Genomic DNA, 25424 nt, shown 5'->3' with positions numbered 1-25424 from the left:
CAGCAGCCGCAGACCGCCCGCCCACACCAGCACCCCGCCGAGCAGCGGGCCCAGGGTGTAGCCGAGGGACTTGAAGAAGCCGTACGAGCCGAAGGCGCGCCCGTGTCCCGCGGCCGGGCGGAGCCGCGCGAGCAGGGCCGCGGCCGACGGGGAGAACGCGGAGGCGGCGGCGCCCTGGCCGAGCCGCGCCGCCCACAGCAGGCCGGGGCCGCCCGCGACGGCGTAGAGCGCCGAGGCGGCCGCGAAGGCGATCAGGCCGCCCAGCAGCACCGGGCGCGCCCCCACCCGGTCGGCCAGCGTGCCGAACACCGGCTTCAGCAGCACCTCCGCCCCGTCGTACAGCGCGAGCAGCCCGCCGAGCACCAGCAGCGAGCCGACCGCGTGGGACGACCGCGCCCCGAGGCTCGCGGCCACGCCGTGCGCGCCGAACGCGGTGGTGAAACCGGCGGCGTACAGCGGCCGCAGCCGCGCGGCGGACGGGCCGCGGACTCCGTCACCGCCTGTGGACGTGCCGGCTTCCTGGCTCACGGCGGCATCGTACGCAGCGCCGCCCCGGCAAGGTACGTGTCGGATTCCCGCCAGCGCAGGGGCCCGGCCGTGGCCGATCCTGGACGCATGCAGACAGCGACGCACCTCGACCGGGAGCACTGTGTGCGCGCCGTGCAGTCGAAGGACGCCCGGTTCGACGGGTGGTTCTTCACGGCGGTGCTGACCACCCGGATCTACTGCCGGCCCAGCTGCCCCGTCGTTCCGCCGAAGCCGGAGAACATGACGTTCTATCCCAGCGCGGCCGCCTGCCAGCAGGCCGGGTTCCGGGCGTGCAAGCGCTGCCGGCCGGACACCAGCCCCGGCTCCCCGGAGTGGAACCGGCGCGCCGACCTGGTGGCCCGGGCGATGCGGCTCATCGCCGACGGCGTCGTGGACCGCGAGGGGGTCCCGGGACTCGCCGCCCGGCTCGGCTACAGCACCCGGCAGGTGGAGCGGCAGCTGCTCGCCGAACTGGGCGCCGGCCCGCTCGCGCTCGCCCGGGCCCAGCGCGCCCAGACCGCGCGGCTGCTCATCGAGACCACCCCGCTGCCCATGGCGGACATCGCCTTCGCGGCCGGCTTCTCCTCCATCCGCGCCTTCAACGACACCGTCCGCGAGGTCTTCGCCCTCTCCCCGAGCGAGCTGCGCGGCCGGGCGCCCGGCCGCCGCGCGTCCGGCGCCTCCGGCGCCCCGGGCACCCTCTGCCTGCGGCTGCCGTTCCGCGCCCCGCTCAACCCCACCAACCTCTTCGGCCACCTCGCGGCCACGGCCGTACCCGGCGTCGAGGAGTGGCGCGACGGCGCCTACCGGCGCACCCTGCGGCTGCCGTACGGCCACGGGATCGTCTCCCTCACCCCGCGCCCCGACCACATCGCCTGCCGCCTCACCCTCAGCGACTTGCGCGACCTGACCGTGGCGATCAGCCGCTGCCGCCGCCTGCTCGACCTGGACGCCGACCCGGTCGCCGTGGACGACCGGCTGCGCACGGACCCGCTGCTCGCGCCGCTGGTCGACAAGGCGCCGGGACGGCGGGTGCCGCGCACCGTGGACGAGGCCGAGTTCGCCGTCCGCGCCGTGCTCGGGCAGCAGGTGTCCACGGCCGCCGCGCGCACCCACGCGGCCCGGTTGGTCACCGCGCACGGCAAGCCCCTCGACGACCCCGAGGGCGGCCTCACCCATCTCTTCCCGTCCCCCGAGGCGCTCGCCGCCGTCGACCCCGAGACCCTGGCGATGCCCCGCACCCGGCGCACCACCTTCACCACCCTCGTGCGCCGACTCGCCGACGGCACCCTCCACTTGGGCGTGGAATCCGACTGGCCCGAGGCCCGCGCCCGGCTTCTGGCCCTGCCCGGCTTCGGGCCGTGGACCGTCGACGTCATCGCCATGCGCGCCCTCGGCGACCCCGACGCCTTCCTCGCCACCGACCTCGGCATCCGGCGCGCAGCCAAGGAGCTGGGCCTGCCCGCCACCCCGGCCGCGCTCACCGCGCGCGCCGAGGCTTGGCGCCCCTGGCGGGCGTACGCGGTGCAGTACCTGTGGGCGACCGACGGCCACCCGATCAACTTCCTTCCGGTATGAGGAGTCACCTGTTGAAGTGCCACACCGTGCTGGACAGCCCGTACGGCCCGCTCACCCTGGTTGCCGACGCCGACGGCGTGCTGTGCGGCCTGTACATGGCCGGCCAGCGGCACCGCCCGCCCGAGGAGAACTTCGGCCCGCGCGACGACGGCCTGCCCTCCTTCGCCGCGGCGCGGGAGCAGCTGTCGGCCTACTTCGCGGGCGAGCTGACCGAGTTCACCCTCGAACTGGCCCTGCGGGGCACGCCGTTCCAGCGCGGCGTCTGGGAGCAGCTGGCGAAGATCCCCTACGGCGAGACCCGCACCTACGGCGAACTCGCCGGCGCCCTCGGCAGTCCCGGCGCCTCCCGCGCCGTCGGCCTCGCCAACGGCCGCAACCCGATCGGCATCATCGTCCCCTGCCACCGGGTGATCGGCTCCTCCGGCAACCTCACCGGCTACGGCGGCGGCCTGGAGCGCAAGCGCCGCCTGCTGGACTTCGAGCGGGCGACGGCCCTGTCCCAGCGGCGGCTTCCGCCGACCGGAGCGGCCCTGTTCTAGCGGCCGGCCTGCGCGGCCAGTTCGTGCAGCAGCCTCGGCAGGGCGGTGCCGATCGGTTCGCGCACCACCTTGTCGGCCAGGTCGTCGTACGGCGTCGGTTCGGCGTTGACGATGACCAGGCGGGCGCCGTGGTCGGCGGCGACGCCGGCCAGGCCGGCGGCGGGCTGGACCTGCAGACTGCTGCCGGCGGCGACGAACACGGTGCAGGCCTTGCTGATGGCCACGGCCTCGCCCAGCACCACCGGATCCAGCCGTTCGCCGAACATCACCGTCGCCGACTTGAGGATGCCCCCGCACTCCAGGCACGCGGGATCCTCCTCGCCGGCCTCGACCCGGGCGAGGGCGTCCTCCATCGAGCCGCGCGCCCCGCACCCCGTGCACACCACGGCGCGCGCGCTGCCGTGCAGCTCCAGCACCTTGCGGGCGGGCATCCCGGCGAGCTGGTGCAGGCCGTCCACGTTCTGGGTGAGCACCCGCACCGGGACGCCGGACCGCTCCAGTTCGGCGACGGCCCGGTGCGCGGCGTTCGGCTCGGCCCGCAGCGCGCGGTTGCCGCGCCGCATCTGCCACGACCGCCGCCGGATCTCCGGGTCGCTCATGTAGTACTCGTACGTCACGAGCTTCTCCGCCTCGGGATCCTGCCGCCACAATCCGTTCGGGCCGCGGTAGTCGGGGATCCCGGAATCGGTGGAGACACCTGCGCCGCTGAGAAGCGCCACGAGAGGCCTGTTCATGGGCCGAGGGTAGGACGCCGGTCCACGCGGAGCGAGCGGATTACCGGGCCGTCCGGCGGCACCCGGCTCGCGGGCGGGTCCCGCCCGAGGATCCTGCCGGGGCCGCGGACCGGGCCGCCACGGCCCGGCCGGCCGAGCCGTCGGACGGTGACGCCGCGACCCGCCACACCGGTTCCAGGCTGTCCAGCAGGGCATGGAAGGCCCGGTCCGCCCGGTCCCAGTGGCCGTCCGCCAGCGGGGCGAACAGCAGGCCGAAGGAGGCGTCCGCCAGCAGTGTGGCCTGCGTGCGCGCGCGGTCGAGGTCCATGCCGAGCCCGCGGAAGACATCGGTGAGCAGGTCCGTCCACTCGGTGATCAGGTTACGCAGGACGGGCCCGTAGCGGTCCGGGTGCAGCACGCCGGCGCTCAGGATCTCGAACAGGAGAGGGAGGGCGGCGCGCACGTCGGGCTCGCCGAACTGGCGCCATATCTCCTCGACGAAGCGGCGCAGGGCCGCCGCATCCGCGGGCGGGCCCATGGTCTCCAGCAGCTTTTGGGCGCGCAGCAGGGGGCGGCGCTCGTAGACGGCCAGGGCCTCGGCGACCATGCGCTCCTTGGTGCCGAAGTAGTACAGGAGCATGCGGTCGCTGGTGCCCAGGGCACGCGCCAGGGGGCGCAGCGAGAGGTCCACCAGCCCGTGCCGGAGGACGTACTCGCGCACCGCGTCGAGCAGATCGCGCCGTTTGGCCGGGTCGGGAGGGCGAGGCATGACGGCTCCTTGAGGCGGTGGGCGGGCACGGCTTGACGTCCGTCAAGGAATCTTTTGGGTAGGTATTTACCGTAGCACTCGCTACGTCTACATTGGATGTAGCGAGTGCTACATCTACGTCTTTGCCCGGAAGGGAGTGATGCCCATGGCCCCCGACGCCGTCGCCCGCACCGGCACCCCGCGCGCAGGACAGCGGTCCCCCAGGGGCGGCGCCCGGTCCTGGGCCGCTCGGCAGTGGGCCCTGTGGTCCCGCATCCTCGCGCCGGTGCGTCCGCTGGACGCGCCCCGCGGCCGGGCCACCGACCGGGACGCCTCCTGGCCGCTGCCGCGGGACCCGAGGTCGGCGGGGCGCGCCCGGCGACTGGTCACCGCGCAGCTGCGCGACTGGGGCCTGGACGACCTGGCCGACACGGCGGAGCTGCTGGTGAGCGAGGTGGTCACCAACGCCCTGCGCCACACCCGCGGACCACTCCGGCTCAACCTGCGGGTGCAGGATTCCCGCCTGGCGTGCGAGGTCGAGGACACCGAGCCCGCCGGGCCGGTGCGCCACGTCGCGGACACCGACGCGGAGGGCGGGCGCGGGACGGAACTGCTCGACCAGCTCGCGGACGCCTGGGGCAACACCCGGACCCCCACCGGCAAGACCATCTGGTTCGAACTGCGCTCCGCGCCGTCGGACGGCCCGGAGACCGCCTGACCCCCGTCCCGGGTCAGGCCACCCGGTGGCCGTTCTCCAGTTCCGCCGTCCCCGCGCCGTCGGCGAGGACGTCGAGGGCGGCCAGGATGCGGCGGCCGAGGGCGCCGGGCAGGTGGTCGGTGATCTCCTCGGGGGCCACCAGGCGCCAGGACAGCAACTCCTCCTCCTGCAGGCGGATGGCCTTGAGGTCGGCCTCGCTGAGGACCCCGCCGTCGTAGAGGTAGGCGACCAGCGGCGGGCGGTCCACGCCGTGCACCCAGTCCACCGCCAGCAGCCGGCCCGGCTCCCGGTCGAGGCCGATCTCCTCCAGGGTCTCCCGGCGGGCGCCCTGGCGGGGCGTCTCGCCGTCGTCCGACTCGATGGTGCCGCCCGGAAGCGCCCAGCCCTCGCGGTAGTTGGGCTCGACGAGCAGCACCCGCCCGGCGGTGTCCCGGAAGAGCGCGGCGGCCCCGGCGAGGACGCGGGGCAGGCTCGCGATGTACGTGGCGAAGTCAGGCGTCGTGGTCATTCAGGAAGGGTAACCAGCGGCCACCGGGCTACGGCCGGCTCGTCGCCAGGCGCAGGGTGCGTTCGGCCAGCGCACTGATCCGCACGCCGTCGAAGCCGAACACCGCGCTGCGCACCGTGTCCCGCAGCGGGTCCTTCCAGTGGTCCGGGATGGAGGCCGCGCCGGTGAGGACGCCGGCCACCGAGCCCGCCGTCGCCCCGTTGGAGTCGGTGTCGAGACCGCCGCGCACGGTGAGCGCGATGGTCCGGGTGAAGTCCCCGTCGCCGTAGAGCAGTCCGGCCGTGAGCACGGCGGCGTTCGGGACGGTGTGGATCCAGCCCAGCCCGGCCGTCTCCCCGGACACCGTGCTCAGGGTGTCCTCCCAGCTCAGCCGGGTCTCGTGCAGGGACATCACCCGGCGCACGGTCCGGGCCAGCCGGCTGCTCGCCGGGATCACGCCGAGCGCGGTGTCCAGCGCGGCGCGCACGCTCGGGGCGGTGAAGGCCGCGGCGATCAGGGCGGCCGCCCACATGGCGCCGTAGACGCCGTTGCCGGTGTGGGAGAGCACCGCGTCGCGGCGGGCGAGACCGGCGGCGCGGGCGGGGTCGCCGGGGCAGGTCCAGCCGTGCACGTCGGCACGGATCAGCGCGCCGATCCACTCCTGGTACGGGTTGTCGTACGTCGCCGTCACCGGCGGCTTCAGGCCGCTCGCGAGGTTGCGGTACGCCGCCCGCTCGGCCGTGAAGGTCTGCAGGTACGGCAGCCGCAGCAGCCACAGCTCACCGACGTCCTCGGTGGTGAAGCCGAAGCCGTGGGTCTCCAGCAGGTGCAGGCCGAGGATCGCGTAGTCCACGTCGTCGTCCCGGCAGCTGCCGTCGATGCGGCCGCGCACGCAACCGCGCCACTCCGGGCGCAGTACGGCGGTGTCGGCCGCGTCGGCGGGCTCGGGCAGGTAGTCGGTGAGCGGCAGCGCCCCCGCCCGGCGCAGATAGCGGTCGATGCGCTCGCGCGTCCACACCTCGCCCTGCTCGACGGGCTTGCCGAGCATGTTGCCCGCGATCCTGCCGAGCCAGCCGCCGTGGATGCGGTCGGCGAGGGCGGCGGGGTCGACGGGCGGGCCGGTCATGGCTGGGGTCTACCCGTTTTCCCCGGGCGTCTCCCAGCGGCTTCCGAGTGGTTTCGGGGTGGCTTCCCGGCGGATTCCCCGCGGATTCCGGGTGGCTTCCCAGCGGATTCCCAGCGGATCAGGGGCGGCTTCCCAGCGGTTTCCGGGTGGCTTCCCAGCGCCGTCCCAGCCTGCGGCCGGGGCATGGCGGCGGGGCTGTCCTGCGGTTTAGGGTCGCAGCGGCGCGACTGGCCCCGACGTGGGCGGGGCCCGGAGAGCAAGGGGTGGCAAGGTGGCGGACGCTGCAGGCAACGAGACCCGTCGGGTGCTCATCGCCGCGGACAAGTTCAAGGGCTCGCTGACGGCCGTGCAGGTCGCCGAGCGGGTGACGGCCGGGCTGCGCCGGGTCGTGCCCGGTCTCGCGGTGGAAGCGCTGCCCGTGGCCGACGGTGGCGACGGGACCGTGGACGCGGCCGTCGCGGCCGGTTTCGCACGGCACGAGGTCCGGGTCGCCGGGCCGCTCGGCCAGGAGGTGACCGCCGCGTTCGCGCTGCGCGGCGGCACCGCGGTCGTGGAGATGGCGGAGGCCAGCGGGCTGCAGCGGCTGCCGGCCGGTGTCCTCGCGCCGCTCACGGCCTCGACGTACGGCTCCGGCGAGCTGTTGCGGGCCGCGCTGGACGCGGGCGCGCGGACGATCGTGTTCGGTGTGGGCGGCAGCGCCACGACGGACGGCGGCGCGGGGATGCTGACCGCGCTGGGGGCGCGTTTCCTCGACGCGGACGGCGAGCCGGTGCCCCCGGGCGGCGGCGGGCTCGCGGACCTGGCGCGGGCCGACCTGTCCGGGCTGGACCCGCGGCTGTCGTCCGTGGAGCTGGTCCTGGCCAGCGACGTCGACAATCCGCTGACCGGGCCGAAGGGCGCGCCGGCGGTCTACGGCCCGCAGAAGGGTGCCTCGCCGGACGACGTGGCCACCCTGGACGCGGCGCTCGCGCACTTCGCCGAGGTGCTGGAGGCGGAGGCCGGGCCGCGGGCGGCCGAGTACGCCGCGGCGCCGGGCGCGGGTGCGGCGGGCGGCATCGGGTACGGCGCCCTGCTCCTGGGCGCGCGCTTCAGGCCCGGCATCGAGGTCATGCTGGACGTCCTCGGCTTCGCGCCCGCGCTGGAGCGGGCCTCGCTGGTGATCACGGGCGAGGGTTCCCTGGACGAGCAGACGCTGCACGGCAAGGCCCCGGCGGGGGTGGCCGCGGCGGCCCGCGCCGCGGACAAGGAGGTCGTCGCGGTCTGCGGGCGCCTGGCACTCCCGCCGGAGGTCCTCGGCCGGGTCGGCATCCGCCGCGCCTACGCCCTGACCGACGTCGAGCCCGACGTGGCGACGTGCATCGCCGACGCCGGCCCGATCCTGGAGGGTGTGGCGGAGCGCATCGCCCGGGACTTCCTCCGCTGACGGCGCCCGGGCGCGCGGGCCGGTGGGGACCGGGTGCTCCGGGCCCCCACCGGGGAACGCGTCACCGCCGCGCCCTCCTCACCTGCCGCCGATCCCGTCCAGCTCCTCGACCGCGTCGGCGGGCAGGGTGAGGTCCGCCGACGCGATGTTCTCGTGCAGGTGGGACACCGAGGAGGCCGTGGCCGCGCTGCGTGCCCGATGCCGACGATCCGGCGCTGCGGGAGCTGGTCGGTGAGCTGTCGCGACCGGTTCCGCCGGCTGTGGGCCCGCCACGATGTGTCGCCCCGGCGCGGACTGGTGAGGCGGCGACGGCACCGACGGCCTGACGCTGGTGGTCTCCCACGCCGAGCCGGGCGGCCGCAGCACCGAGCTGCTGAGGATCCTCGGCAGCCTCGCCGCACCGGCCCACGAGCAGCGGTCCACCCGTGCCCCGGACAGCGGAAGGGCCCCCGAACCGTGAGGTTCGAGGGCCCTTGCCCGTCGTACGCCGTACACCGCTACGGCAGCTGCGCCGCCCTGGCCTCACGCCGGTTGTCGCGGAAGTTGTTCACCCGGCGAGCCGTGGCGAACAGCGGAATCACCGCGCCCATGACCAGCTGCAGCGCGCAGCCGGTCTGGAGCAGCAGCTGCCCGCTCGGCGCGTCGAAGGCCCAGGCGGCCAGGAGACCCATGGACAGCACGATCCAGGAGAGCATGGCGCCGGCCAGGCGCCCGCGCGGCTTCGGGTACTCCACCCGGCTCACCATCAGCCACGCCGTGCCGAGGATCGCCAGCAGCGTCGCCACGAACGGCAGCTCCAGCAGCACGATCGAGACGACCGTCAGCGCGCCGAACGGCGAGGGCATGCCCTGGAACATGCCGTCCTTCATCGTCACGCACGAGAAGCGGGCGAGTCTCAGCACGACCGCCAGGAGCACCACGATCGCCCCCAGCGCCGCCACCCTCTGGTGCGCGTCGTCGGCGACCATGCCGTAGACCAGGACGAAGTACGCGGGCGCCAGCCCGAAGCTGATCAGGTCGGACAGGTTGTCCAGCTCGGCGCCCATCGGCGACGAGCGCAGCTTGCGCGCGACCAGGCCGTCGAACAGGTCGAAGACGGCCGCGCAGAGCATCAGGATGACGGCCGTGGCGGCGCTGTGCCGCGCCATGCCCATGGACTCGTCGTTGCCCGTCAGGTGCGGGATCAGGATGCCGGTGGTGGTGAAGTACACCGCCATGAAGCCGCACGTGGCGTTGCCCAGGGTGAGGGTGTCCGCTATCGACAGGCGCAGCGAGAGGGGCATCTCCTCCTCGTCGTCCGCCTCGTCCGCCTCGGGCACCCAGCCCGCCTGGGTCTCCGGATCAATCACGGTCAATGCGAGTCACCCCAGCCACGGTCTTCTGTCCGACCTCGACCGCGACCTCCACGCCCTCGGGCAGGTAGAGGTCGACACGCGAGCCGAAGCGGATCAGACCGATTCGGTCGCCCTGCTCGACCTTCGTGCCGCGCGGGATGTAGGGCACGATGCGGCGGGCCACCGCGCCGGCGATCTGGATCATCTCGATGTCGCCGAGTTCGGTGTCGAAATGCCAGACTACGCGCTCGTTGTTCTCGCTCTCCTTGTTGAAGGCGGGAACGAAGCCACCGGGGATGTGCTCGACGGACGTCACCGTGCCCGCGAGGGGCGCGCGGTTGACGTGGACGTTGAGCGGGCTCATGAAGATCGCGACGCGGGTGCGCCCGTCCTTCCAGGGCATGATGCTCTGCACCACACCGTCGGCGGGCGAGATGACGCGGCCCTGGGCGATCTCGCGCTCGGGGTCGCGGAAGAACCACAGCATTCCCGCGGCAAGAGCGGTGGCGGGCACGGCCACGGCCTTGGCCGCGCCGGAGCGGCGGGCGCGGGCCAGGCTGAGGGCTGCGGTGGCGACGGTCGGGAGAAGCCACGGCGATGCTCCGCGCGCGAGGCGTACGCCGGCTCGGCTGTCGCGAGGTGCAGAGGTTTGGCTGTGGGGCATGGATGACCTTCGTAGCGGATGATGCCGCGCAAGACGGGGGACGGCGGCTTTCCGGGGATCGTACCGGTCGGGGGCTACAACTGGGCAAGCCAGCCAGCCGAGTCGGCGGCCGAAGAACGTCTACGGGGTGTGATCTTCTTCTCGAAGAAAACACCCCGTATCCGGACAATCAGCCCTGGAACCGATACTCCTCGAGCAGCCGGCGGCCGATGATCATTTTCTGGATCTCGGCGGTGCCTTCGCCGATGAGGAGCATCGGAGCCTCGCGGTAGAGTCGCTCGATCTCGTACTCCTTGGAGAAACCGTAGCCGCCGTGGATGCGGAAGGCGTCCTCCACGACCTCCTTGCAGTACTCGGAGGCGAGGTACTTCGCCATGCCGGCCTCCAGGTCGTTTCGTTCCCCGGAGTCCTTTTTGCGTGCGGCGTTGACCATCATCGCATGCGCCGCCTCGACCTTGGTGGCCATCTCCGCGAGCTTGAACTGGATGGCCTGGTGCTGGGCGATCGGCTTGCCGAAGGTGTGCCGCTGCTGGGCATACCGGACGCCGAGCTCGAAGGCGCGCTGGGCGACGCCGCAGCCGCGCGCCGCCACGTTGACCCGGCCGACCTCCACGCCGTCCATCATTTGGTAAAAACCTCGGCCGGTGACCCCGCCGAGCACGCGGTCGGCCGGCACCCGCAGGCCGTCCATGATCAGTTCGGTGGTGTCGACACCCTTGTAGCCCATCTTGTCGATCTTGCCCGGAATGGTGAGGCCCGGGCGGACCTCGCCGAAGCCCGGCTCCTTCTCGACCAGGAAGGTGGTCATCGACTTGTGCGGGGCCGTTCCCTCGGGGTGGCCCTCGTCGCTCCGGACGAGGACGGCCACGAGCGAGGACGTGCCGCCGTTCGTCAGCCACATCTTCTGGCCGGTCAGGACGTACTCGTCGCCGTCCTTGACCGCCTTCGACGTGATCGCCGACACGTCCGAGCCCAGGCCCGGCTCCGACATCGAGAAGGCGCCCCGGATGTCGCCGGCCGCCATCCTCGGCAGGAAGTGGTCCTTCTGCTCCTGCGTGCCGTGCTGCTTGAGCATGTACGCGACGATGAAGTGGGTGTTGATGATGCCGGACACGGACATCCAGCCGCGGGCGATCTCCTCCACGCACAGCGCGTAGGTGAGCAGCGACTCGCCCAGGCCCCCGTACTCCTCGGGGATCATCAGACCGAACAGGCCGAGCTCCTTCAGGCCGTCCACGATCTGCTGCGGGTACTCGTCGCGGTGCTCCAGCTCGGTCGCGACCGGAATGATCTCCTTGTCGACGAAGTCCCGAACCGTGGAGACGATCTCCTGTTGGACGTCGGTCAGACCGGCGGTCTGGGCGAGACGGGCCATCGCTTACTTCCCCTGTTCCTTCAGCTCGGGGCGGCCCGGCTGCTCGCCGCCGCGCTCCTTGATGTACGTCTCGGTCGGCACCATGACCTTGCGGCGGAAGACGCACACGAGGGTGCCGTCCTGCTTGTAGCCCTTGGTCTCGACGTAGACGATGCCGCGGTCGTTCTTCGACTTCGACGGCCACTTGTCCAGCACGGTCGTCTCGCCGTAGACGGTGTCGCCGTGGAAGGTCGGCGCCACGTGCTTGAGCGACTCGATCTCCAGGTTGGCGATCGCCTTGCCGGAGATGTCCGGGACGGACATGCCGAGCAGCAGCGAGTAGATGTAGTTGCCCACCACGACGTTCTTGCCGAAGTCCGTCGTCTTCTCGGCGTAGTTCACGTCCATGTGGAGCGGGTGGTGGTTCATGGTGAGGAGACAGAACAGGTGGTCGTCGTACTCCGTGACCGTCTTGCCCGGCCAGTGCTTGTACACCGCGCCGACCTCGAACTCCTCGTAGGTGCGTCCGAACTGCATCGCGCTCAGGCCTCCGGGATCTCGAACTTCGACGTGCGTCGCATGCCGGCCGCACGGCCCTTGCCGGCGATGACCAGGGCCATCTTGCGGCTGGCCTCGTCGATCATCTCGTCGCCGAGCATCGCGGAGCCCTTCTTGCCGCCCGCCTCGGACGTGTAGTACTCGTACGCGTCCAGGATCAGCTCGGCGTGGTCGTAGTCCTCCTGGGAGGGCGAGAAGACCTCGTTGGCGGCGTCGACCTGGCCCGGGTGCAGCACCCACTTGCCGTCGAAGCCGAGCGCGGCGGCGCGGCCGGCCACCTCGCGGAAGCCGTCGACGTTGCGGATCTGCAGGTAGGGACCGTCGATCGCCTGGAGGTTGTTGGCGCGGGCGGCCATCAGGATCTTCATCAGGATGTAGTGGTAGGCGTCCGCCGGGTAGCCGGGCGGCTGCTCGCCCACGACGAGGGACTTCATGTTGATGGAGGCCATGAAGTCGGCCGGGCCGAAGATGATCGTCTCGACGCGCGGGGACGCCTGAGCGATCTCGTTGACGTTGTTCAGGCCCTGCGCGTTCTCGATCTGCGCCTCGATGCCGATCCTGCCGACCTCGAAGCCCATCGTCTTCTCGATCTGGGTCAGCAGCAGGTCCAGCGCGACGATCTGCTGGGCCGTCTGCACCTTCGGCAGCATGATGCAGTCCAGGTTCTGGCCGGCGCCCTCGACCACGGTCACGACGTCGCGGTACGTCCACTCGGTCGTCCAGTCGTTCACACGCACGACCCTGGTCTTGCCCGTCCAGTCGCCCTCGTTGAGGAACTTGACGATGGTGTGCCGCGCCTCGGGCTTGGCCAGCGGCGCGCACGCGTCCTCCAGGTCCAGGAACACCTGGTCGGCCGGCAGGCCCTGCGCCTTCTCCAGGAAGCGGGGGTTCGAGCCCGGTACGGCCAGGCAGGAGCGCCGCGGGCGCAGTCGGTTGACCTGGGGAGCAGGGCTGGTCATGCGGGAACCTCCAGAGGGTCGAGCTTGTTCGCTTTCCGGATCTCGTCGACGATGCGGCCGATGATTCCGGTGATGTCGAAGTCCTTCGGGGTGAAGACGGCGGCCACTCCGGCTTCCTTCAGCTGCTCGGCGTCACCGTTCGGGATGATGCCACCGGCGATCACCGGTATATCTGTGGCACCGGCCACACGGAGCCGTTCCAGCACGTCCGGGACCAGCTGCGCGTGCGAGCCGGACAGGATCGACAGGCCGACCGCGTGCACGTCCTCGGCGAGGGCCGCGTCCACGATCTGCTCGGGCGTCAGCCGGATGCCCTGGTAGACGACCTCGAAGCCGGCGTCGCGGGCGCGGACGGCGATCTGCTCGGCGCCGTTGGAGTGCCCGTCCAGGCCCGGCTTGCCGACCAGGAAGCGCAGGCGGGCGACGCCCAGGTCGCGGGCGGTGGCCTCGACCTTCGCGCGGACCTCGGCGAGCGCCGAGCCGGCCTCGGCGGCGACGGCGACCGGCGCGGAGGAGACCCCGGTGGGCGCCCGGTACTCGCCGAACACCTCGCGCAGGGCCCCGGCCCACTCGCCGGTCGTGACCCCGGCGCGGGCACACTCCAGCGTGGCCTCCATCAGGTTCCCGGTGCCCTTGGCGGCCTCCTTCAGCCGCTCCAGCGCCTTGCAGGGGCGCGGATGGTTGAACGGCGGCTGGTAGCGGGTGTCGCGCCAGCGCCGCAGGGACTCCACGACCCGGGCCTCGACCGCCGGGTCGACCGTCTGGATCGCGGTGTCCAGGTCGGCCGTGAGCGGGTTCGGCTCGGTTCCCTCGAAGATGTTGACGCCGACGATCTTCTCCTGGCCGGACTCGATCCGGGCCCGGCGCTCGGCGTGCGAGGCGACCAGCTGCGACTTCAGGTAGCCGGACTCCACGGCGGCCATCGCGCCGCCCATCTCCTGGATGTGGTCGATCTCCGCGAGGACGTCCTCGACGAGCTGGTCCACCTTCGCCTCGATCACCTTCGAGCCCTCGAAGATGTCGTCGTACTCCAGCAGGTCGGACTCGTAGGCGAGCACCTGCTGGATGCGCAGCGACCACTGCTGGTCCCAGGGGCGGGGCAGGCCGAGGGCCTCGTTCCAGGCCGGCAGCTGCACGGCACGCGCGCGGGCGTCCTTGGAGAGGGTGACCGCCAGCATCTCCAGCACGATCCGCTGGACGTTGTTCTCCGGCTGCGCCTCGGTCAGGCCCAGTGAGTTGACCTGGACGCCGTAGCGGAAGCGGCGCTGCTTGGGGTCCTGGATGCCGTACCGCTCACGCGTGATCCGGTCCCAGATGCGGCCGAAGGCCCGCATCTTGCACATCTCCTCGATGAAGCGGACGCCGGCGTTCACGAAGAAGGAGATGCGCGCGACCACGTCGCCCATGCGCTCCTGCGGCACCTGGCCCGAGTCGCGGACGGCGTCCAGGACGGCGATCGCGGTGGACATCGCGTACGCGATCTCCTGCACCGGCGTGGCCCCGGCCTCCTGCAGGTGGTAGCTGCAGATGTTGATCGGGTTCCACTTCGGCATGTGGGAGACGGTGTACGCGATCATGTCCGTCGTCAGGCGGAGCGACGGCCCCGGCGGGAAGACGTGCGTCCCGCGGGACAGGTACTCCTTGACGATGTCGTTCTGGGTCGTGCCCTGGAGCCTGGTGATGTCCGCGCCCTGCTCCTCGGCGACGACCTGGTAGAGCGCCAGCAGCCACATGGCGGTGGCGTTGATGGTCATCGAGGTGTTCATCTGCTCCAGGGGGATGTCCTGGAACAGCCGGCGCATGTCGCCGAGGTGCGCGACGGGCACGCCGACCCGGCCGACCTCGCCGCGGGCGAGGATGTGGTCGGGGTCGTAGCCGGTCTGTGTCGGCAGGTCGAACGCCACCGACAGGCCGGTCTGGCCCTTGGCGAGGTTGCGCCGGTACAGCTCGTTGGACGCCTCGGCCGTGGAGTGGCCGGCGTACGTCCGCATGAGCCACGGACGGTCCTTCTGACGCTCTGTCATCTGCGGCCCTCAGACGTTCCGGAAGCGGTTGATGGCGTCGATGTGCTTGGCACGCGTCTCCTCGTCGCGCACGCCGAGGCCCTCCTCGGGTGCGAGGCACAGCACGCCCACCTTGCCCTGGTGCAGGTTGCGGTGCACGTCGTAGGCGGCCTGGCCGGTGTCCTCCAGGGAGTACACCTTCGACAGCGTCGGGTGGATCCTGCCCTTGGCGACGAGGCGGTTGGCCTCCCAGGCCTCGCGGTAGTTGGCGAAGTGGGAGCCGATGATGCGCTTGAGCGACATCCACAGGTAGCGGTTGTCGTACTCGTGCATGTACCCCGAAGTGGAGGCGCAGGTGGTGATGGTGCCGCCCTTGCGGGTGACGTAGACGCTCGCGCCGAAGGTCTCGCGGCCCGGGTGCTCGAAGACGATGTCGATGTCCTCGCCGCCGGTGAGCTCGCGGATGCGCTTGCCGAAGCGCTTCCACTCCTTGGGGTCCTGGGTGTGCTCGTCCTTCCAGAACCGGTAGCCCTCGGCGGTGCGGTCGATGATCGACTCTGCGCCCATCGAACGGCAGATGTCCGCCTTCTGCGGCGAGGAGACGACGCAGATCGGGTTGGCGCCGCCGGCCAGGGCGAACTGGGTGGCGTAGGAGCCCAGGCCGCCGCTCGCGCCCCAGATCAGCACGTTGTCGCCCTGCTTCATGCCGGCGCCGTTGCGGGAGACGAGTTGGCGGTAGGCGGTGGAGTTGACCAGGCCCGGGGCCGCGGCCTCCTCCCAGCTCAGGTGCGCCGGCTTCGGCATCAGCTGGTTCGACTTGACCAGGGCGATCTCGGCGAGGCCGCCGAAGTTGGTCTCGAAGCCCCAGATGCGCTGCTCGGGGTCGAGCATCGTGTCGTTGTGGCCGTCGGAGGACTCCAGCTCGACCGACAGGCAGTGCGCGACGACCTCGTCGCCCGGCTTCCAGGCGTTGACGCCGGGGCCGGTGCGCAGCACGACGCCCGCGAGGTCGGAGCCGATGACGTGGTAGGGCAGGTCGTGCCGCCTGGTCAGCTCGCTGAGCCTGCCGTAGCGCTCCAGGAAGCCGAACGTCGGCAGCGGCTCGAAGATCGAGGTCCACACCGAGTTGTAGTTGACCGAGGAGGCCATCACGGCCACCAGGGCCTCGCCCGGGCCGAGCTCGGGCACGGGGACCTCGTCGAGGTGGAGCGACTTGCGCGGGTCCTTGTCGCGGGTCGCGAGGCCCGCGAACATCTCCGTCTCGTCCTTGTGCACGGTGATCGCGCGGTACGACTCGGGGATCGGCAGGGCGGCGAAGTCGGCGGACGTGGCGTCCTTCGACTGGATCGCGTCCAGGATGTCCTTCACGGTCACGGTGTTGCCTCCGGCGGTGAGCGCCCTGAGGGAGGGGCGCTGGGGGATCGTCGGTGCTGCGATGAGTGCTGCTGAGGGTTGTTCTGGGATGTGCCGTCGGTCCGGCTCGGTGGTGCTTCGGCAGCGCTTTGTGGCGCGAGAGGTTGCCTGTGACGCAGGCGTCCGGGCGCGGGGGCCATGGCCCTTGGGGACAGCCGGCGAGCGAACGGTCTCTGCTCGCCGGCCGCCCGGACACCTTCAACGTATGACACCGCGTGTCAGCTGACAAGGCACTGAGTGCCAGAACTTGCTCTCAGATGAAATCTTTACGTAACAAATGAGCGATGATCGATCGAACGGGGCCTGAAATCCCCCGGAAAACGGCCCCTGACATGGCAAAACGGCCACCCCGAGGGGTGGCCGTCATCACATGACCGGTGTGACCGGGAAGGCCGCCTCAGCGGTCCTTCAGTGCCTCTTCGATGGTCCGCATGACCTCTTCCAGCGGAGCGTCGGTGCGGGCGACGGTGACGAGCACCTCGCCGTGCGCCGAGGCCGTCGCCGGCGCCGTGGCGGCCGGCTTGGGGGCCGGGCCGCGGCCGGCTCCGATGCCGCTGCCGAAGGTCTTGCGGACGATGGCGAAGGCGTGGTCGAGCTGCGCCTCGACGTCGCCCCGGCCGTCCGCCCGCAGCCAGCGCCGCAGCACGTGGTTGTGGGCGGTGACGACCGCGGAGGCGGCGACCTCGGCCAGCAGCGGGTCGTCGTTGGCGTCGTCGGCGTGCGCGTGCTCGTCGAAGTGGCCCAGCAGATAGCGGGTGAACAGGCGCTCGTAGCGGGCCACCGAGGCGATCTCCGCCTCGCGCAGGGTGGGCACCTCGCGCGTGAGCTTGTAGCGGGCGACCGAGATGTCCGGTGCGGACGCGTACATCCGCATGACTTCCTTGATGCCGCGGCACACGGTGTCGAGCGGGTGCTCGTGCGCCGGGGCGGCGTTCAGGACCGCCTCCGCGCGGATCAGCGTGTCGTCGTGGTCCGGGAAGATCGCCTCTTCCTTGGAGCGGAAGTGGCGGAAGAAGGTGCGGCGGGCGACGCCGGCCGCCGCCGCGATCTCGTCGACCGTGGTGGCCTCGTACCCCTTGGTCGCGAACAGCTCCATCGCTGCGGCCGCCAGTTCCCGGCGCATCTTGAGCCGCTGGGCGGCGGCGCGACTGCCTGCGGCACTTTCCGGCGCGTCGGGCGTAGCTGGTGTACGTGAGGACTTGGCGGGCTGGGACATGACCCGAACGTACTGCATGTGCGCAGTTCGATGCGCAGGTCCGGGGTTTCCCCCGCCCGTGAGGGGCGGGGGACCCGCGGCCGGATCGAGGAGCCCGCCCCAGTCCGTCTCCGCCTCGGACCAGTCGCCGACGCCGTCAGCGGCGGGCATACTCGCGGAAGCCGCGGCCGGTCTTGCGGCCCAGGCAGCCCGCGGCCACCAGGTGCTCGAGCAGCGGGGCCGGGGCGAGACCCGGGTCGCGGAACTCGCGGTGCAGCACCTTCTCGATCGCCAGCGAGACGTCCAGGCCGACCACGTCGAGCAGCTCGAACGGGCCCATCGGGTAGCCGCCGCCGAGCTTCATGGCCGCGTCGATGTCGTCCAGCGAGGCGTAGTGCTCCTGGACCATCTTGATCGCGTTGTTGAGGTAGGGGAACAGCAGCGCGTTCACGATGAAGCCGGCGCGGTCGCCGCAGTCCACCGCGTGCTTCCTGATCCTGCCGCAGACCTCGCGGACGGTCGCGTGCACGTCGTCGGCGGTCAGCACGGTCCGCACGACCTCGACCAGCTTCATGGCCGGGGCCGGGTTGAAGAAGTGCATCCCGATGACGTCCTGCGGGCGCGAGGTGGCGCGGGCGCAGGCGACGACGGGCAGCGAGGAGGTGGTGGTGGCCAGGACCGCGCCCGGCTTGCAGACCTTGTCCAGCGCCTGGAACAGCTGCCGCTTGATCTCCAGGTCCTCGGCGACCGCCTCGACGGCCAGGTCGACGTCCGCGAAGGCCTCGTAGGAGCCGGCCGGGGTGATCCGGTCCAGGGTCTGCGCCGCGGCCTCGGCGGTCATCCGGCCCTTGTCGACGGAGCGGGAGAGCGACTTGCCGATTCGGGCCTTGGCGGCCTGCGCCTTCTCCTCGCTGCGGGCGGCCAGGACGACGTCGTAGCCCGCCTTGGCGAACACCTCGGCGATGCCGGAGGCCATGGTGCCGGAGCCGGCGACGCCGACGGAGCGGACCTCGCGCCCGGCGGCGGCCGAGCCGCCCCCGGCCGGGGTCAGCGCGTCCGGCACGACCCTGGCGCTGCCCGGCGCCTCGTAGGTGTAGAAGCCGCGCCCGGACTTGCGGCCGGTCAGGCCCGCCTCGCTGAGCTGCTTCAGGATGGGCGCCGGGGCGTGCAGCCGGTCGTGGGACGCGGCGTACATGGCCTCCAGGACCGTGCGCGCGGTGTCGATGCCGATCAGGTCCAGCAGCGCGAGGGGGCCCATGGGCAGGCCGCAGCCGAGCCGCATCGCCGCGTCGATGTCCTCGCGGGAGGCGTAGCGGGCCTCGTACATCGCGGCGGCCTGGTTGAGGTAGCCGAAGAGCAGCCCGTCCGCGACGAAGCCGGGGCGGTCGCCGACCGAGACGGGCTCCTTGCCCAGCTCGATCGCCAGGTCCGTGACGGTGGCGACGGCCTGCGGCGCGGTCAGCACGGAGGAGACGATCTCGACCAGCTTCATGGCCGGCGCCGGGTTGAAGAAGTGCAGGCCCAGCACGCGCTCGGGGCGGGCGGAGTCGGCGGCGAGCCGGGTCACGGACAGGGCGTTGGTGCCGGTCGCGAGGATCGTCTCCGGGCGGACGATGCCGTCCAGCTCGCGCAGGACCTGGTGCTTGATCTCGTACGACTCCGGGACCACCTCGATGACGAGGTCGGCGCCGGCCGCCGCGCTCAGGTCGGTGGCGGTGCGCACCCGGGCCAGTGCCTCGGCGCGCTCCTGCTCGGTGAGCCGGCCGCGCTCCACGCAGCGCGCGGTGGAGGCCTCCAGGGCGGTGAGGGACCGTGCGGCCTGGGCCTGGCTGATGTCGATGCCGATCACCTCGCGGCCGGCCTTCGCGAGGACCTCGGTGATGCCGGTGCCCATGGTGCCGAGGCCGACGACGGCGATCGTCTTGAGCGGGGACAGAGAGGTGTCGGACAGGGGAGTGGCCATCGCGGGACTCCAGAAATGAGGGTGACGACGAGGAACGCTCCGGGTGCGCCGGGGGCGCACCGCGGTGCGGGAAGGAGTGCGGGTGTTGCCGGGCTGCAAGCGCACACGCCCGGTGCCGGTGCCGTTTGCGCGCACACGCCCGGCAGCGGCGATGTTCCGACCGGCTCTGTCCCGAAGCCTGGTCGTCCGGCGGTACACGGAGTACCGGACCGACAGCTCACGACGGCCGCGTCACCAGACCGTCGCCAGCACAGTGCGAGAGGGTTGCTCGCTCGTATGAGGTTAACTCGCGGGTAACGAGCGCGCCAGCCCCCGAGCCGGATCCGACTTTGTGATCTGGCTCCCTCGCCCGGCGCGACGCCCCTACGCTGGTGTTCGTGGACGAAGAGTTGCGATCGCTCACGGAACGCTCACGGCAGGAGTCGCGCGGCTCGGCGGCGTTCGACCGCCTGCTGGCGACGAAGGACCACGACGAACTCGCGGAGGTGCTCACCGCGCCCGGACAGCCGCTGTGGGCCAGGGAACTGGCCGCGTTCCGGCTGGGCGTCGCGGGCGACCGGCGCGCCTTCGAGTCCCTGGTGCTCCTCCTCAACCACCGCGACCCGCCCCGCTGTGCCTCCGCCGCGCACGCCCTCGCCCGCCTCGGCGACCCCCGCACGGCCCGCGCGGCCGCCGCCCTCGCCACCAACGAACTGCGGGTGGCCTACGCCCTGCACCCGGTACGGCTCCTGGCGGAGCTGCGCGCCCCCGAGTCCGCGCCCGCGCTGATCACCACGCTGGAGCGCCGGCTGCGCCCGCACGACCCCTACCGGCGGGTCGCCCTCGCCTGCGTCGAGGGCCTGGGCGCCCTCGGCGACCCCCGCGCCCGGCGCGTGCTGAAGGAGGCCCTCGCCCACCCCGCGCTCGCGGAGGCGGCGGTGCACGCGCTGGCCCGGCTTCCGCAGGAGGAGCAGGCCAGGTGACGCCCGGTCAGCCGCGCAGCTCCTTGGCGTAGCGCACCTCGGGCACCGGCACGCCGTCCACCACGAACGGCTCCTCGGCCCCGTCCGGCCGGTATCCGGCGCGCTCGTAGAAGCGGCGGGCCGGGGTGTTCTCCCTGAGCACCCACAGCAGCATGCGCGGGTGACCTTCGCGCTGCCGCTCGGCCCGCTCCAGCAGCGTCCGCCCCACGCCGCTGCCCAGCTGCGCGGGGTCGACGTAGATCGCGTACAGCTCGGCGTCCGGAGTCGTCCCAGCTTCGTCGTCCCGGTACGGCCCGTGCGCCGCCCAGCCGACGACCTCGCCCGCGCGTTCGGCGACCAGGTCCACCACCGAGCCGTCCGCCTGCGCGAACCGGGCCCGCCGCCGCTCGGCGTCCCGGGCCACGCTGAGCGCGTCGAGGTACGCCTGCGGCATGAGCCCGCGGTAGGCATGCTGCCAGCCGCGTATGCGGATCTCCGAGACGCGGTCGCAGTCGGCGAGGGTCATGGAGCGGATGAGGATCGGCCGGTCGTCCATGACGGCACCCTAAGGAACCGCCTGCCCGGCGCGCGGCGCGCCCCCTTGGCCGGTGCGCCGGGCGAGCGCTCAGCCCCGGAAGCCGAGCAGGCCGTGCAGCGCCGAGCCGCCGGACGCCGTCGACGCCGCCTTCCCCGACAGGGGCTTGGGGTCGGGCGACTTCTCGCACACCGCGTCGGCAACGCCGCGGCCGCGCGGCACCGTGCCGTCGGCCAGATAGGCGGACAGATACCGGTCCAGGCAGGCGTTGCCGCTCAGCGTGATGCCGTGGTTGCCGCCGCCCTCCTCGACCACCAGGCTGGAGCCGGCCAGCAGCCGATGCATCGTCACCCCGCCGGTGTACGGGGTCGCCGCGTCGCCCGTCGCCTGGAACAGCAGCGTCGGCGGCAGCTTGCCGTTGGCGACGTTCACCCGCTGCGTCCGCTGGGTCGGCCAGAACGCGCACGGCGCGTTGTACCAGGCGTTGTTCCAGGCCATGAAGGGCGACTTCGCGTACACCCCCCAGGTGTCGCGCTCCCAGCGCGCCCAGTCGTGCGGCCAGGCGGTGTCCCGGCACTGCACGGCCGTGTACACGCTGTAGCCGTTGTCTCCGGAGGCGTCCACGGCGCCGAACTTCCGGTACGCCTCCAGCAGTTGCTCGGTCTTGCCGCCGTGGACGTAGGAGGCGAACGCCTGGGCCAGGTAGGGCCAGTAGCCGTCGTAGTAGCCGCCGGGGATGAAGGTGTCCTCCAGTTCGGAGGCGCCGACCAGGCCCCCGGCCGGCTTCCTGGCCAGGGCCGCCCGCATCGCGTACCACTCGGCCTCGACCTTCGCGGGGTCCCTGCCGAGCCGGTACGTGTCGTCGTACTTGGCGATCCAGGCCATCAGCGCGCGGTGGCGGCTGTCGAAGGCGTGGTCCTGGCCGAGGTTGTCCCGGTACCACACGCCGGTCGGGTCGACGATCGAGTCCAGCACCAGGCGGCGGACCCGCTCGGGGTACAGCTTGGCGTAGACCGCGCCGAGGTAGGTGCCGTACGAGTAGCCGAAGTAGCTGATCCGCTGAGCGCCGAGGGCCTGGCGGACGGCGTCCATGTCCCGCACGGCGCTGACGGTGTCGATGTACGGCAGCACGTCGGCGTACCGGCGGCCGCAGGCGGCGGCGAAGGACTTCGCGCGCCGCAGGTTCGCCTGCTCCAGCGCCGCCGTGGCCGGCACGGTGTCCGGGCGCACCGGCGTGAAGTGGCCGGACGCGCAGTCCAGGGCCGGGGTGCTCCGGCCGACCCCGCGCGGGTCGAAGCCGATGACGTCGTACTGGGCCGCGACGCTCCGGGGCAGCGCGGAGGCCACGAATCCGGCGAGCGTGAGACCGCTGCCGCCGGGGCCGCCGGGGTTGACCAGCAGCGGGCCCTGGGAGGTCTGCGCGGTGTGCGGGACGCGGGACAGGGCGAGCGTGATCTGCCGGCCCGACGGGTTCGCGTGGTCCAGCGGCACCTTCAGGGACGCGCACTGCAGGGTGGGGTAGTCGGTGGTGCCGCACTTCTTCCAGGCGAGCCGCGCCGGCGGGGTGGCCTGGGCGGGGACGGCGGTGAACGAGCCCGCCACGATGGCGGCGGCTGCGCACAGCACGGCTGCGCGAGTTCTCATGGGGCCTCCCGGGACGGAGGGTTTCGGCGAACCGCGAGGATCACGGTTCTCGCCGCATCGTCCCGGAGCGGGGGCCCTGAAGAACGTCTTTCGGCGATAGTTGACCCAATTGGGCCGTGGGATGCGCTCTAACGCTCCCCGGGCGCGGTCACATGAGGGTGAGCTGGGTCGGTTCGGCCGCGGCCGGCGGCTCGGCCGGCCGTGCGGGGCGGATCCGGCGGGGCAGTCCCGCGTGCGTGGGCCCGATGCCGTACTCCTGCGCCAGCTCGTGCACCTGACGGGTGATCCGGCGCTGGTACCACGTGGGCGCGTAGGCGCCCTGCGCGTACAGCCGCTCGTAGCGCCGCACCAGGTGCGGGTGGTGCTGCCCGAGCCACGCCATGAACCACTCCCGCGCGCCGGGGCGCAGATGCAGCACCAGCGGGGTCACCGAGGTGGCCCCGGCTTCCGCGATGGCCCGCACCGTCGCGCGCAGTTGGGCCGGTTCGTCGCTCAGGAAGGGGATCACCGGCGCCATCAGCACCCCGCAGCCGATGCCGTGCTCGCCGAGGGTGCGTACGACGTCCAGCCGGCGCTCGGGCGCGGGCGTCCCCGGCTCCACCGTGCGCCACAGCACGGGGTCCAGGAAGCCGACCGAGACCGAGATGCCGACGTCGGTCACCTCCGCCGCCCGCACCAGCAGGTCCAGGTCGCGCAGGATCAGGGTGCCCTTGGTGAGGATCGAGAACGGGTTGGCGTGCTCGGTGAGGGCGGAGACGATGCCGGGCATCAGCCGGTAGCGGCCCTCGGCGCGCTGGTAGCAGTCGACGTTCGTGCCCATCGCCACGTGGTCGCCCTGCCAGCGGCGGGAGGCGAGCTGGCGGCGGAGCACCTCGGGGGCGTTCACCTTCACCACGATCTGGCTGTCGAAGCCGATGCCCGTGTCGAGGTCGAGGTAGCTGTGCGTCTTGCGGGCGAAGCAGTACACGCACGCGTGGGTGCAGCCCCGGTACGGATTGACCGTCCATTCGAACGGCATGCGCGAGGCCCCCGGCACCCGGTTGAGGACCGAGCGGGCGCGCACCTCGTGGAAGGTGATCCCTGCGAACTCGGGCGTATCGAACGTGCGTGTGGTGACGGCGTCCGCGCCGAACAGCGCGGCCTCGGCGGCCCGGCCGTGTTCGGCGGGCTCCCCGGACTCCACTGTGAGGTTCTCCCAGCGCATGACCCCTCCTCGGTAGCAGTCCTCACACAATAGAACATGTGTTCCCATGATCGTGCGACTCCCGATGCGGGGGGCCGGGCGCACCGCCGACATACCGGCCGCCAGGCTGGTCGCCGACGCTGCCGCCGAGCACGGCGGTGCCCTGAAAGCCGAGCGGGTCCGGCACGGCCGGCAAGCCGTCGCTGCTCGACGAGCCCGGCTCTGCCGCGGAAGCCGAGAGGGTCCGTCGCGCGGCGTCCGAGCGGAACGGGCTCATGTCCGCCGACCAGGCCGTCGCGGCCCTGCGCGACGCCGGTGAGGGAGGTGGGCCGAGCAGCGCACCGTCCTCGCAGAGCAACTCGGCGATGAACCTCGCCGCCTACGTGGGCGAGCGCGTGGTGGCAGTACTGTGCCGTCTGCTCGACACGGAGATCGAGGCCTCCGGGCCGTGTGGCGAGCTGGTCAAAGCCCGCACCGAGGTGCGTCCGGGCAGATGCCGGGCTACTGCTGGACATCCGCGGCGAGCAGGCCGGCCGCACCAGGTCGGGCCCTGCGAGCGGAGACGCTGCGCATCGCCGCGTCAGCCCGGGTAGGCCTCGCTCGCCCAGCAGTTTGTGCCGCGCCGCATCCACCCGCCGATTCAGCGCCATGTGCATCCGGTGTGCGGTCACCGTCAGCAGCACGAACAGCACCTTGGCGATCAGGCCAAGGACCGATACGCCACTTGCGCCGGCTGCGGATGCAATGAACAGCATGAGGAGGTCTCCGGCCGGCTACGCGAACCAGATCCCGCGCTTCTCCGCGCTCACGGCCTTCTGTACATCGCTGTAGCTGGGCATCGATCCCCCGGAGCTTGAGTTGTCCGGGCACTGAGGCGTCACGTACGCATGGGGTGAAGGCGGTGTACTCGAACCGCCCACGGAGCAGCTGCCGCAGCGATCTCCGCCTGCACCGTCGCAGCGCCGGGTCGCTCAGCCGCACCTGCGGCAACAGGTCCCGTCAGGGCGGCCCGTGCGAACCCGGGTCCGGGAGGGGCAGAGCCCAAACCCACACAATGCAGGTCAAACGAAGCGGCGGGTTCTGGGGTCCAGCTTCCCGAGGGTGCACATCCAGAACATCATGTCGATCATGCCGAAGCAGAGCCGCAGGGGCAGCCGGACAAGGGAAATGGCAAGGCCGATCACCGGACTCCTTCCGAAGCGTTCTTGAGACTGAGATGGCCGCCCGACTGGTCAACGACGGCAGCCGGGCGGCTCGTTGCCCCTACGGTCTACTTGTAGAAGACGGCCACTCCGCCGTGGTGCGAGCAGGCGCCCTGGTGGTGGGCGGCGTACGAGTAGGTGCCGTCGTTGCAGCGGGCGGTAGCGCCGTTGCCCGCGCCGACGGAGCCTCCCGACGAGCTGGAGCCGCCGCTCCCGGACGACCCGCCCGACGAACTCCCCCCGCTGCCCGAACCCGCAGCCGCTGCGTGCGCGGTCACGGTCACCTTCACCTTGACCGTCTTCGTCGCCGTGACCGTCGGAGCCGGCTTCGGTTGCGCGGTCTCCGTGGCCGTGGCCGTGGCGGTGACCGTCGCCACCGGCCGCACCTTGTCGGCCGCCGGTTTTGCGTCGGTCCCGTTGTTCTGGCCGCCGGCACCGGCGCCGATGCCGAGAAGGAAGGCGAAGCCGACGGCGGGCAGCACGAACCGCTTCCGAGCCCACCGCGGAACGGTGCGTATGGGCGGTTGCGGTGGCGGTGGCGGCATGTACGGGTAGCTCATGAGTCCCCCCAGGGTGCGTGGAGGGGCAAGACGGTAGCGGCAGGTGTGACGCCCAT

The 25424-nt window shown here is 72.1% G+C and carries 25 protein-coding genes; 6 read left to right on the top strand and 19 right to left on the bottom strand.

Going from position 1 to position 25424, the window contains the following annotated elements:
- Positions 1-465, bottom strand: a 465-nt coding sequence (locus ACLU3S_RS14365) for an MFS transporter (RefSeq protein WP_413952206.1), incomplete at its 3' end; no start/stop codon positions are given.
- A gap of 150 nt (positions 466-615) precedes the next feature.
- Between ACLU3S_RS14365 and ACLU3S_RS14360 the strand changes: the two genes are divergently transcribed.
- A complete protein-coding gene (locus tag ACLU3S_RS14360) occupies positions 616-2106 on the top strand; it encodes an AlkA N-terminal domain-containing protein (RefSeq protein WP_413952203.1) in 1491 nt (496 codons plus the stop codon).
- Between the two features lie 11 nt (positions 2107-2117).
- A complete protein-coding gene (locus tag ACLU3S_RS14355) occupies positions 2118-2645 on the top strand; it encodes a methylated-DNA--[protein]-cysteine S-methyltransferase (protein WP_413952202.1) in 528 nt (175 codons plus the stop codon).
- Here ACLU3S_RS14355 and ACLU3S_RS14350 read toward each other — a convergent pair.
- On the bottom strand, positions 2642-3379 hold the full coding sequence (locus ACLU3S_RS14350) for an SIR2 family NAD-dependent protein deacylase (protein WP_413952201.1): 738 nt from the start codon (positions 3377-3379) through the stop codon (positions 2642-2644). The two genes, ACLU3S_RS14355 and ACLU3S_RS14350, sit on opposite strands and share 4 nt — an antisense overlap.
- Positions 3380-3419: 40 nt before the next feature.
- Positions 3420-4127 (bottom strand): TetR/AcrR family transcriptional regulator, encoded by a 708-nt coding sequence (locus ACLU3S_RS14345; protein WP_413952200.1) that lies wholly within the window; start codon positions 4125-4127, stop codon positions 3420-3422.
- A gap of 145 nt (positions 4128-4272) precedes the next feature.
- Here ACLU3S_RS14345 and ACLU3S_RS14340 point away from each other — a divergent pair, with 145 nt between their 5' ends.
- Complete coding sequence (locus ACLU3S_RS14340) at positions 4273-4824, top strand: ATP-binding protein (RefSeq protein ID WP_413952199.1); 552 nt, start codon at positions 4273-4275, stop codon at positions 4822-4824.
- Positions 4825-4837: 13 nt separating this feature from the next.
- Here ACLU3S_RS14340 and ACLU3S_RS14335 read toward each other — a convergent pair whose 3' ends face one another.
- Positions 4838-5332 carry an NUDIX domain-containing protein gene (locus ACLU3S_RS14335; protein ID WP_413952198.1) on the bottom strand — a complete coding sequence of 165 codons (495 nt, stop codon included), beginning with the start codon at positions 5330-5332 and terminating at the stop codon, positions 4838-4840.
- A gap of 28 nt (positions 5333-5360) precedes the next feature.
- A complete protein-coding gene (locus ACLU3S_RS14330) occupies positions 5361-6437 on the bottom strand; it encodes an ADP-ribosylglycohydrolase family protein (RefSeq protein ID WP_413952197.1) in 1077 nt (358 codons plus the stop codon).
- A gap of 271 nt (positions 6438-6708) precedes the next feature.
- Here ACLU3S_RS14330 and ACLU3S_RS14325 point away from each other — a divergent pair, with 271 nt between their 5' ends.
- Both ACLU3S_RS14325 and ACLU3S_RS14320 read left to right on the top strand, forming a co-directional pair.
- Positions 6709-7860, top strand: coding sequence for a glycerate kinase (locus tag ACLU3S_RS14325; protein ID WP_413952196.1), 1152 nt, complete (start codon positions 6709-6711; stop codon positions 7858-7860).
- Positions 7861-8191: 331 nt separating this feature from the next.
- On the top strand, positions 8192-8320 hold the full coding sequence (locus tag ACLU3S_RS14320; protein WP_413952195.1) for a hypothetical protein: 129 nt from the start codon (positions 8192-8194) through the stop codon (positions 8318-8320).
- 37 nt (positions 8321-8357) lie between these two features.
- Here ACLU3S_RS14320 and pssA read toward each other — a convergent pair whose 3' ends face one another.
- The 9 genes from pssA to ACLU3S_RS14275 all read right to left on the bottom strand — a co-directional run bounded on the left by pssA (position 8358) and on the right by ACLU3S_RS14275 (position 19303).
- Complete coding sequence (pssA, locus tag ACLU3S_RS14315) at positions 8358-9179, bottom strand: CDP-diacylglycerol--serine O-phosphatidyltransferase (RefSeq protein ID WP_413952205.1); 822 nt, start codon at positions 9177-9179, stop codon at positions 8358-8360.
- A gap of 22 nt (positions 9180-9201) precedes the next feature.
- On the bottom strand, positions 9202-9858 hold the full coding sequence (locus ACLU3S_RS14310) for a phosphatidylserine decarboxylase (RefSeq protein WP_413952194.1): 657 nt from the start codon (positions 9856-9858) through the stop codon (positions 9202-9204).
- Positions 9859-10027: 169 nt separating this feature from the next.
- Entirely contained in the window at positions 10028-11233 is a 1206-nt protein-coding gene (locus tag ACLU3S_RS14305) for an acyl-CoA dehydrogenase family protein (protein ID WP_413952193.1), read from the bottom strand.
- A 3-nt stretch (positions 11234-11236) separates the two neighbouring features.
- A complete protein-coding gene (locus ACLU3S_RS14300; protein ID WP_413952192.1) occupies positions 11237-11749 on the bottom strand; it encodes a MaoC family dehydratase in 513 nt (170 codons plus the stop codon).
- 5 nt (positions 11750-11754) lie between these two features.
- Positions 11755-12729: an HpcH/HpaI aldolase/citrate lyase family protein gene (locus ACLU3S_RS14295; RefSeq protein ID WP_413952191.1), complete on the bottom strand. Its 975-nt coding sequence runs from the start codon at positions 12727-12729 to the stop codon at positions 11755-11757.
- Positions 12726-14753 (bottom strand): protein meaA, encoded by a 2028-nt coding sequence (locus ACLU3S_RS14290; RefSeq protein WP_413952190.1) that lies wholly within the window; start codon positions 14751-14753, stop codon positions 12726-12728. The genes ACLU3S_RS14295 and ACLU3S_RS14290 overlap by 4 nt, the downstream gene beginning before the upstream one ends.
- Positions 14754-14762: 9 nt before the next feature.
- Positions 14763-16100, bottom strand: a complete 1338-nt coding sequence (gene ccrA, locus ACLU3S_RS14285) for a crotonyl-CoA carboxylase/reductase (RefSeq protein ID WP_413952204.1) — start codon at positions 16098-16100, stop codon at positions 14763-14765.
- Positions 16101-16542: 442 nt separating this feature from the next.
- The gene (locus ACLU3S_RS14280) at positions 16543-17361 is read right to left on the bottom strand and encodes a TetR family transcriptional regulator (RefSeq protein WP_413952189.1); all 819 of its coding nucleotides are present in this window, start codon (positions 17359-17361) and stop codon (positions 16543-16545) included.
- 136 nt (positions 17362-17497) lie between these two features.
- Positions 17498-19303 carry a 3-hydroxyacyl-CoA dehydrogenase family protein gene (locus tag ACLU3S_RS14275; protein ID WP_413952188.1) on the bottom strand — a complete coding sequence of 602 codons (1806 nt, stop codon included), beginning with the start codon at positions 19301-19303 and terminating at the stop codon, positions 17498-17500.
- A 377-nt stretch (positions 19304-19680) separates the two neighbouring features.
- Between ACLU3S_RS14275 and ACLU3S_RS14270 the strand changes: the two genes are divergently transcribed.
- A complete protein-coding gene (locus ACLU3S_RS14270; protein ID WP_413952187.1) occupies positions 19681-20265 on the top strand; it encodes an adenylosuccinate lyase in 585 nt (194 codons plus the stop codon).
- 7 nt (positions 20266-20272) lie between these two features.
- On the opposite strand, the gene ACLU3S_RS14265 is transcribed toward ACLU3S_RS14270, so the two are convergent.
- The 5 genes from ACLU3S_RS14265 to ACLU3S_RS14245 all read right to left on the bottom strand — a co-directional run bounded on the left by ACLU3S_RS14265 (position 20273) and on the right by ACLU3S_RS14245 (position 25290).
- Positions 20273-20800 (bottom strand): N-acetyltransferase family protein, encoded by a 528-nt coding sequence (locus ACLU3S_RS14265; RefSeq protein WP_413952186.1) that lies wholly within the window; start codon positions 20798-20800, stop codon positions 20273-20275.
- 69 nt (positions 20801-20869) lie between these two features.
- Positions 20870-22423 carry an alpha/beta hydrolase gene (locus ACLU3S_RS14260; RefSeq protein WP_413952185.1) on the bottom strand — a complete coding sequence of 518 codons (1554 nt, stop codon included), beginning with the start codon at positions 22421-22423 and terminating at the stop codon, positions 20870-20872.
- A 148-nt stretch (positions 22424-22571) separates the two neighbouring features.
- On the bottom strand, positions 22572-23627 hold the full coding sequence (locus ACLU3S_RS14255; protein ID WP_413952184.1) for an Rv2578c family radical SAM protein: 1056 nt from the start codon (positions 23625-23627) through the stop codon (positions 22572-22574).
- 1040 nt (positions 23628-24667) lie between these two features.
- Positions 24668-24790, bottom strand: a complete 123-nt coding sequence (locus ACLU3S_RS14250) for a hypothetical protein (RefSeq protein WP_413952183.1) — start codon at positions 24788-24790, stop codon at positions 24668-24670.
- Positions 24791-24876: 86 nt separating this feature from the next.
- The gene (locus tag ACLU3S_RS14245; RefSeq protein WP_413952182.1) at positions 24877-25290 is read right to left on the bottom strand and encodes a DUF3761 domain-containing protein; all 414 of its coding nucleotides are present in this window, start codon (positions 25288-25290) and stop codon (positions 24877-24879) included.
- Positions 25291-25424: the final 134 nt, after the last annotated feature.

This window comes from Streptomyces sp. AF1A (assembly GCF_047340315.1).
In the GTDB taxonomy this organism is placed as follows: domain Bacteria; phylum Actinomycetota; class Actinomycetes; order Streptomycetales; family Streptomycetaceae; genus Streptomyces.
Note: the sequence above shows the minus strand (reverse complement) of the source record. Positions and strands in the feature narration are given on the sequence as shown.

Bases quoted from the DNA above. Each gene is read 5' to 3' on its own strand.
- ACLU3S_RS14360 (WP_413952203.1), top strand. From the start codon at position 616: ATGCAGACAGCGACGCACCTCGACCGGGAGCACTGTGTGCGCGCCGTG.
- ACLU3S_RS14350 (WP_413952201.1), bottom strand. From the start codon at position 3,379: ATGAACAGGCCTCTCGTGGCGCTTCTCAGCGGCGCAGGTGTCTCCACC.
- ACLU3S_RS14345 (WP_413952200.1), bottom strand. From the start codon at position 4,127: ATGCCTCGCCCTCCCGACCCGGCCAAACGGCGCGATCTGCTCGACGCG.
- ACLU3S_RS14340 (WP_413952199.1), top strand. From the start codon at position 4,273: ATGGCCCCCGACGCCGTCGCCCGCACCGGCACCCCGCGCGCAGGACAG.
- ACLU3S_RS14335 (WP_413952198.1), bottom strand. From the start codon at position 5,332: ATGACCACGACGCCTGACTTCGCCACGTACATCGCGAGCCTGCCCCGC.
- ACLU3S_RS14330 (WP_413952197.1), bottom strand. From the start codon at position 6,437: ATGACCGGCCCGCCCGTCGACCCCGCCGCCCTCGCCGACCGCATCCAC.
- ACLU3S_RS14310 (WP_413952194.1), bottom strand. From the start codon at position 9,858: ATGCCCCACAGCCAAACCTCTGCACCTCGCGACAGCCGAGCCGGCGTA.
- ACLU3S_RS14305 (WP_413952193.1), bottom strand. From the start codon at position 11,233: ATGGCCCGTCTCGCCCAGACCGCCGGTCTGACCGACGTCCAACAGGAG.
- ACLU3S_RS14300 (WP_413952192.1), bottom strand. From the start codon at position 11,749: ATGCAGTTCGGACGCACCTACGAGGAGTTCGAGGTCGGCGCGGTGTAC.
- ACLU3S_RS14295 (WP_413952191.1), bottom strand. From the start codon at position 12,729: ATGACCAGCCCTGCTCCCCAGGTCAACCGACTGCGCCCGCGGCGCTCC.
- ACLU3S_RS14290 (WP_413952190.1), bottom strand. From the start codon at position 14,753: ATGACAGAGCGTCAGAAGGACCGTCCGTGGCTCATGCGGACGTACGCC.
- ACLU3S_RS14280 (WP_413952189.1), bottom strand. From the start codon at position 17,361: ATGTCCCAGCCCGCCAAGTCCTCACGTACACCAGCTACGCCCGACGCG.
- ACLU3S_RS14275 (WP_413952188.1), bottom strand. From the start codon at position 19,303: ATGGCCACTCCCCTGTCCGACACCTCTCTGTCCCCGCTCAAGACGATC.
- ACLU3S_RS14265 (WP_413952186.1), bottom strand. From the start codon at position 20,800: ATGGACGACCGGCCGATCCTCATCCGCTCCATGACCCTCGCCGACTGC.
- ACLU3S_RS14260 (WP_413952185.1), bottom strand. From the start codon at position 22,423: ATGAGAACTCGCGCAGCCGTGCTGTGCGCAGCCGCCGCCATCGTGGCG.
- ACLU3S_RS14255 (WP_413952184.1), bottom strand. From the start codon at position 23,627: ATGCGCTGGGAGAACCTCACAGTGGAGTCCGGGGAGCCCGCCGAACAC.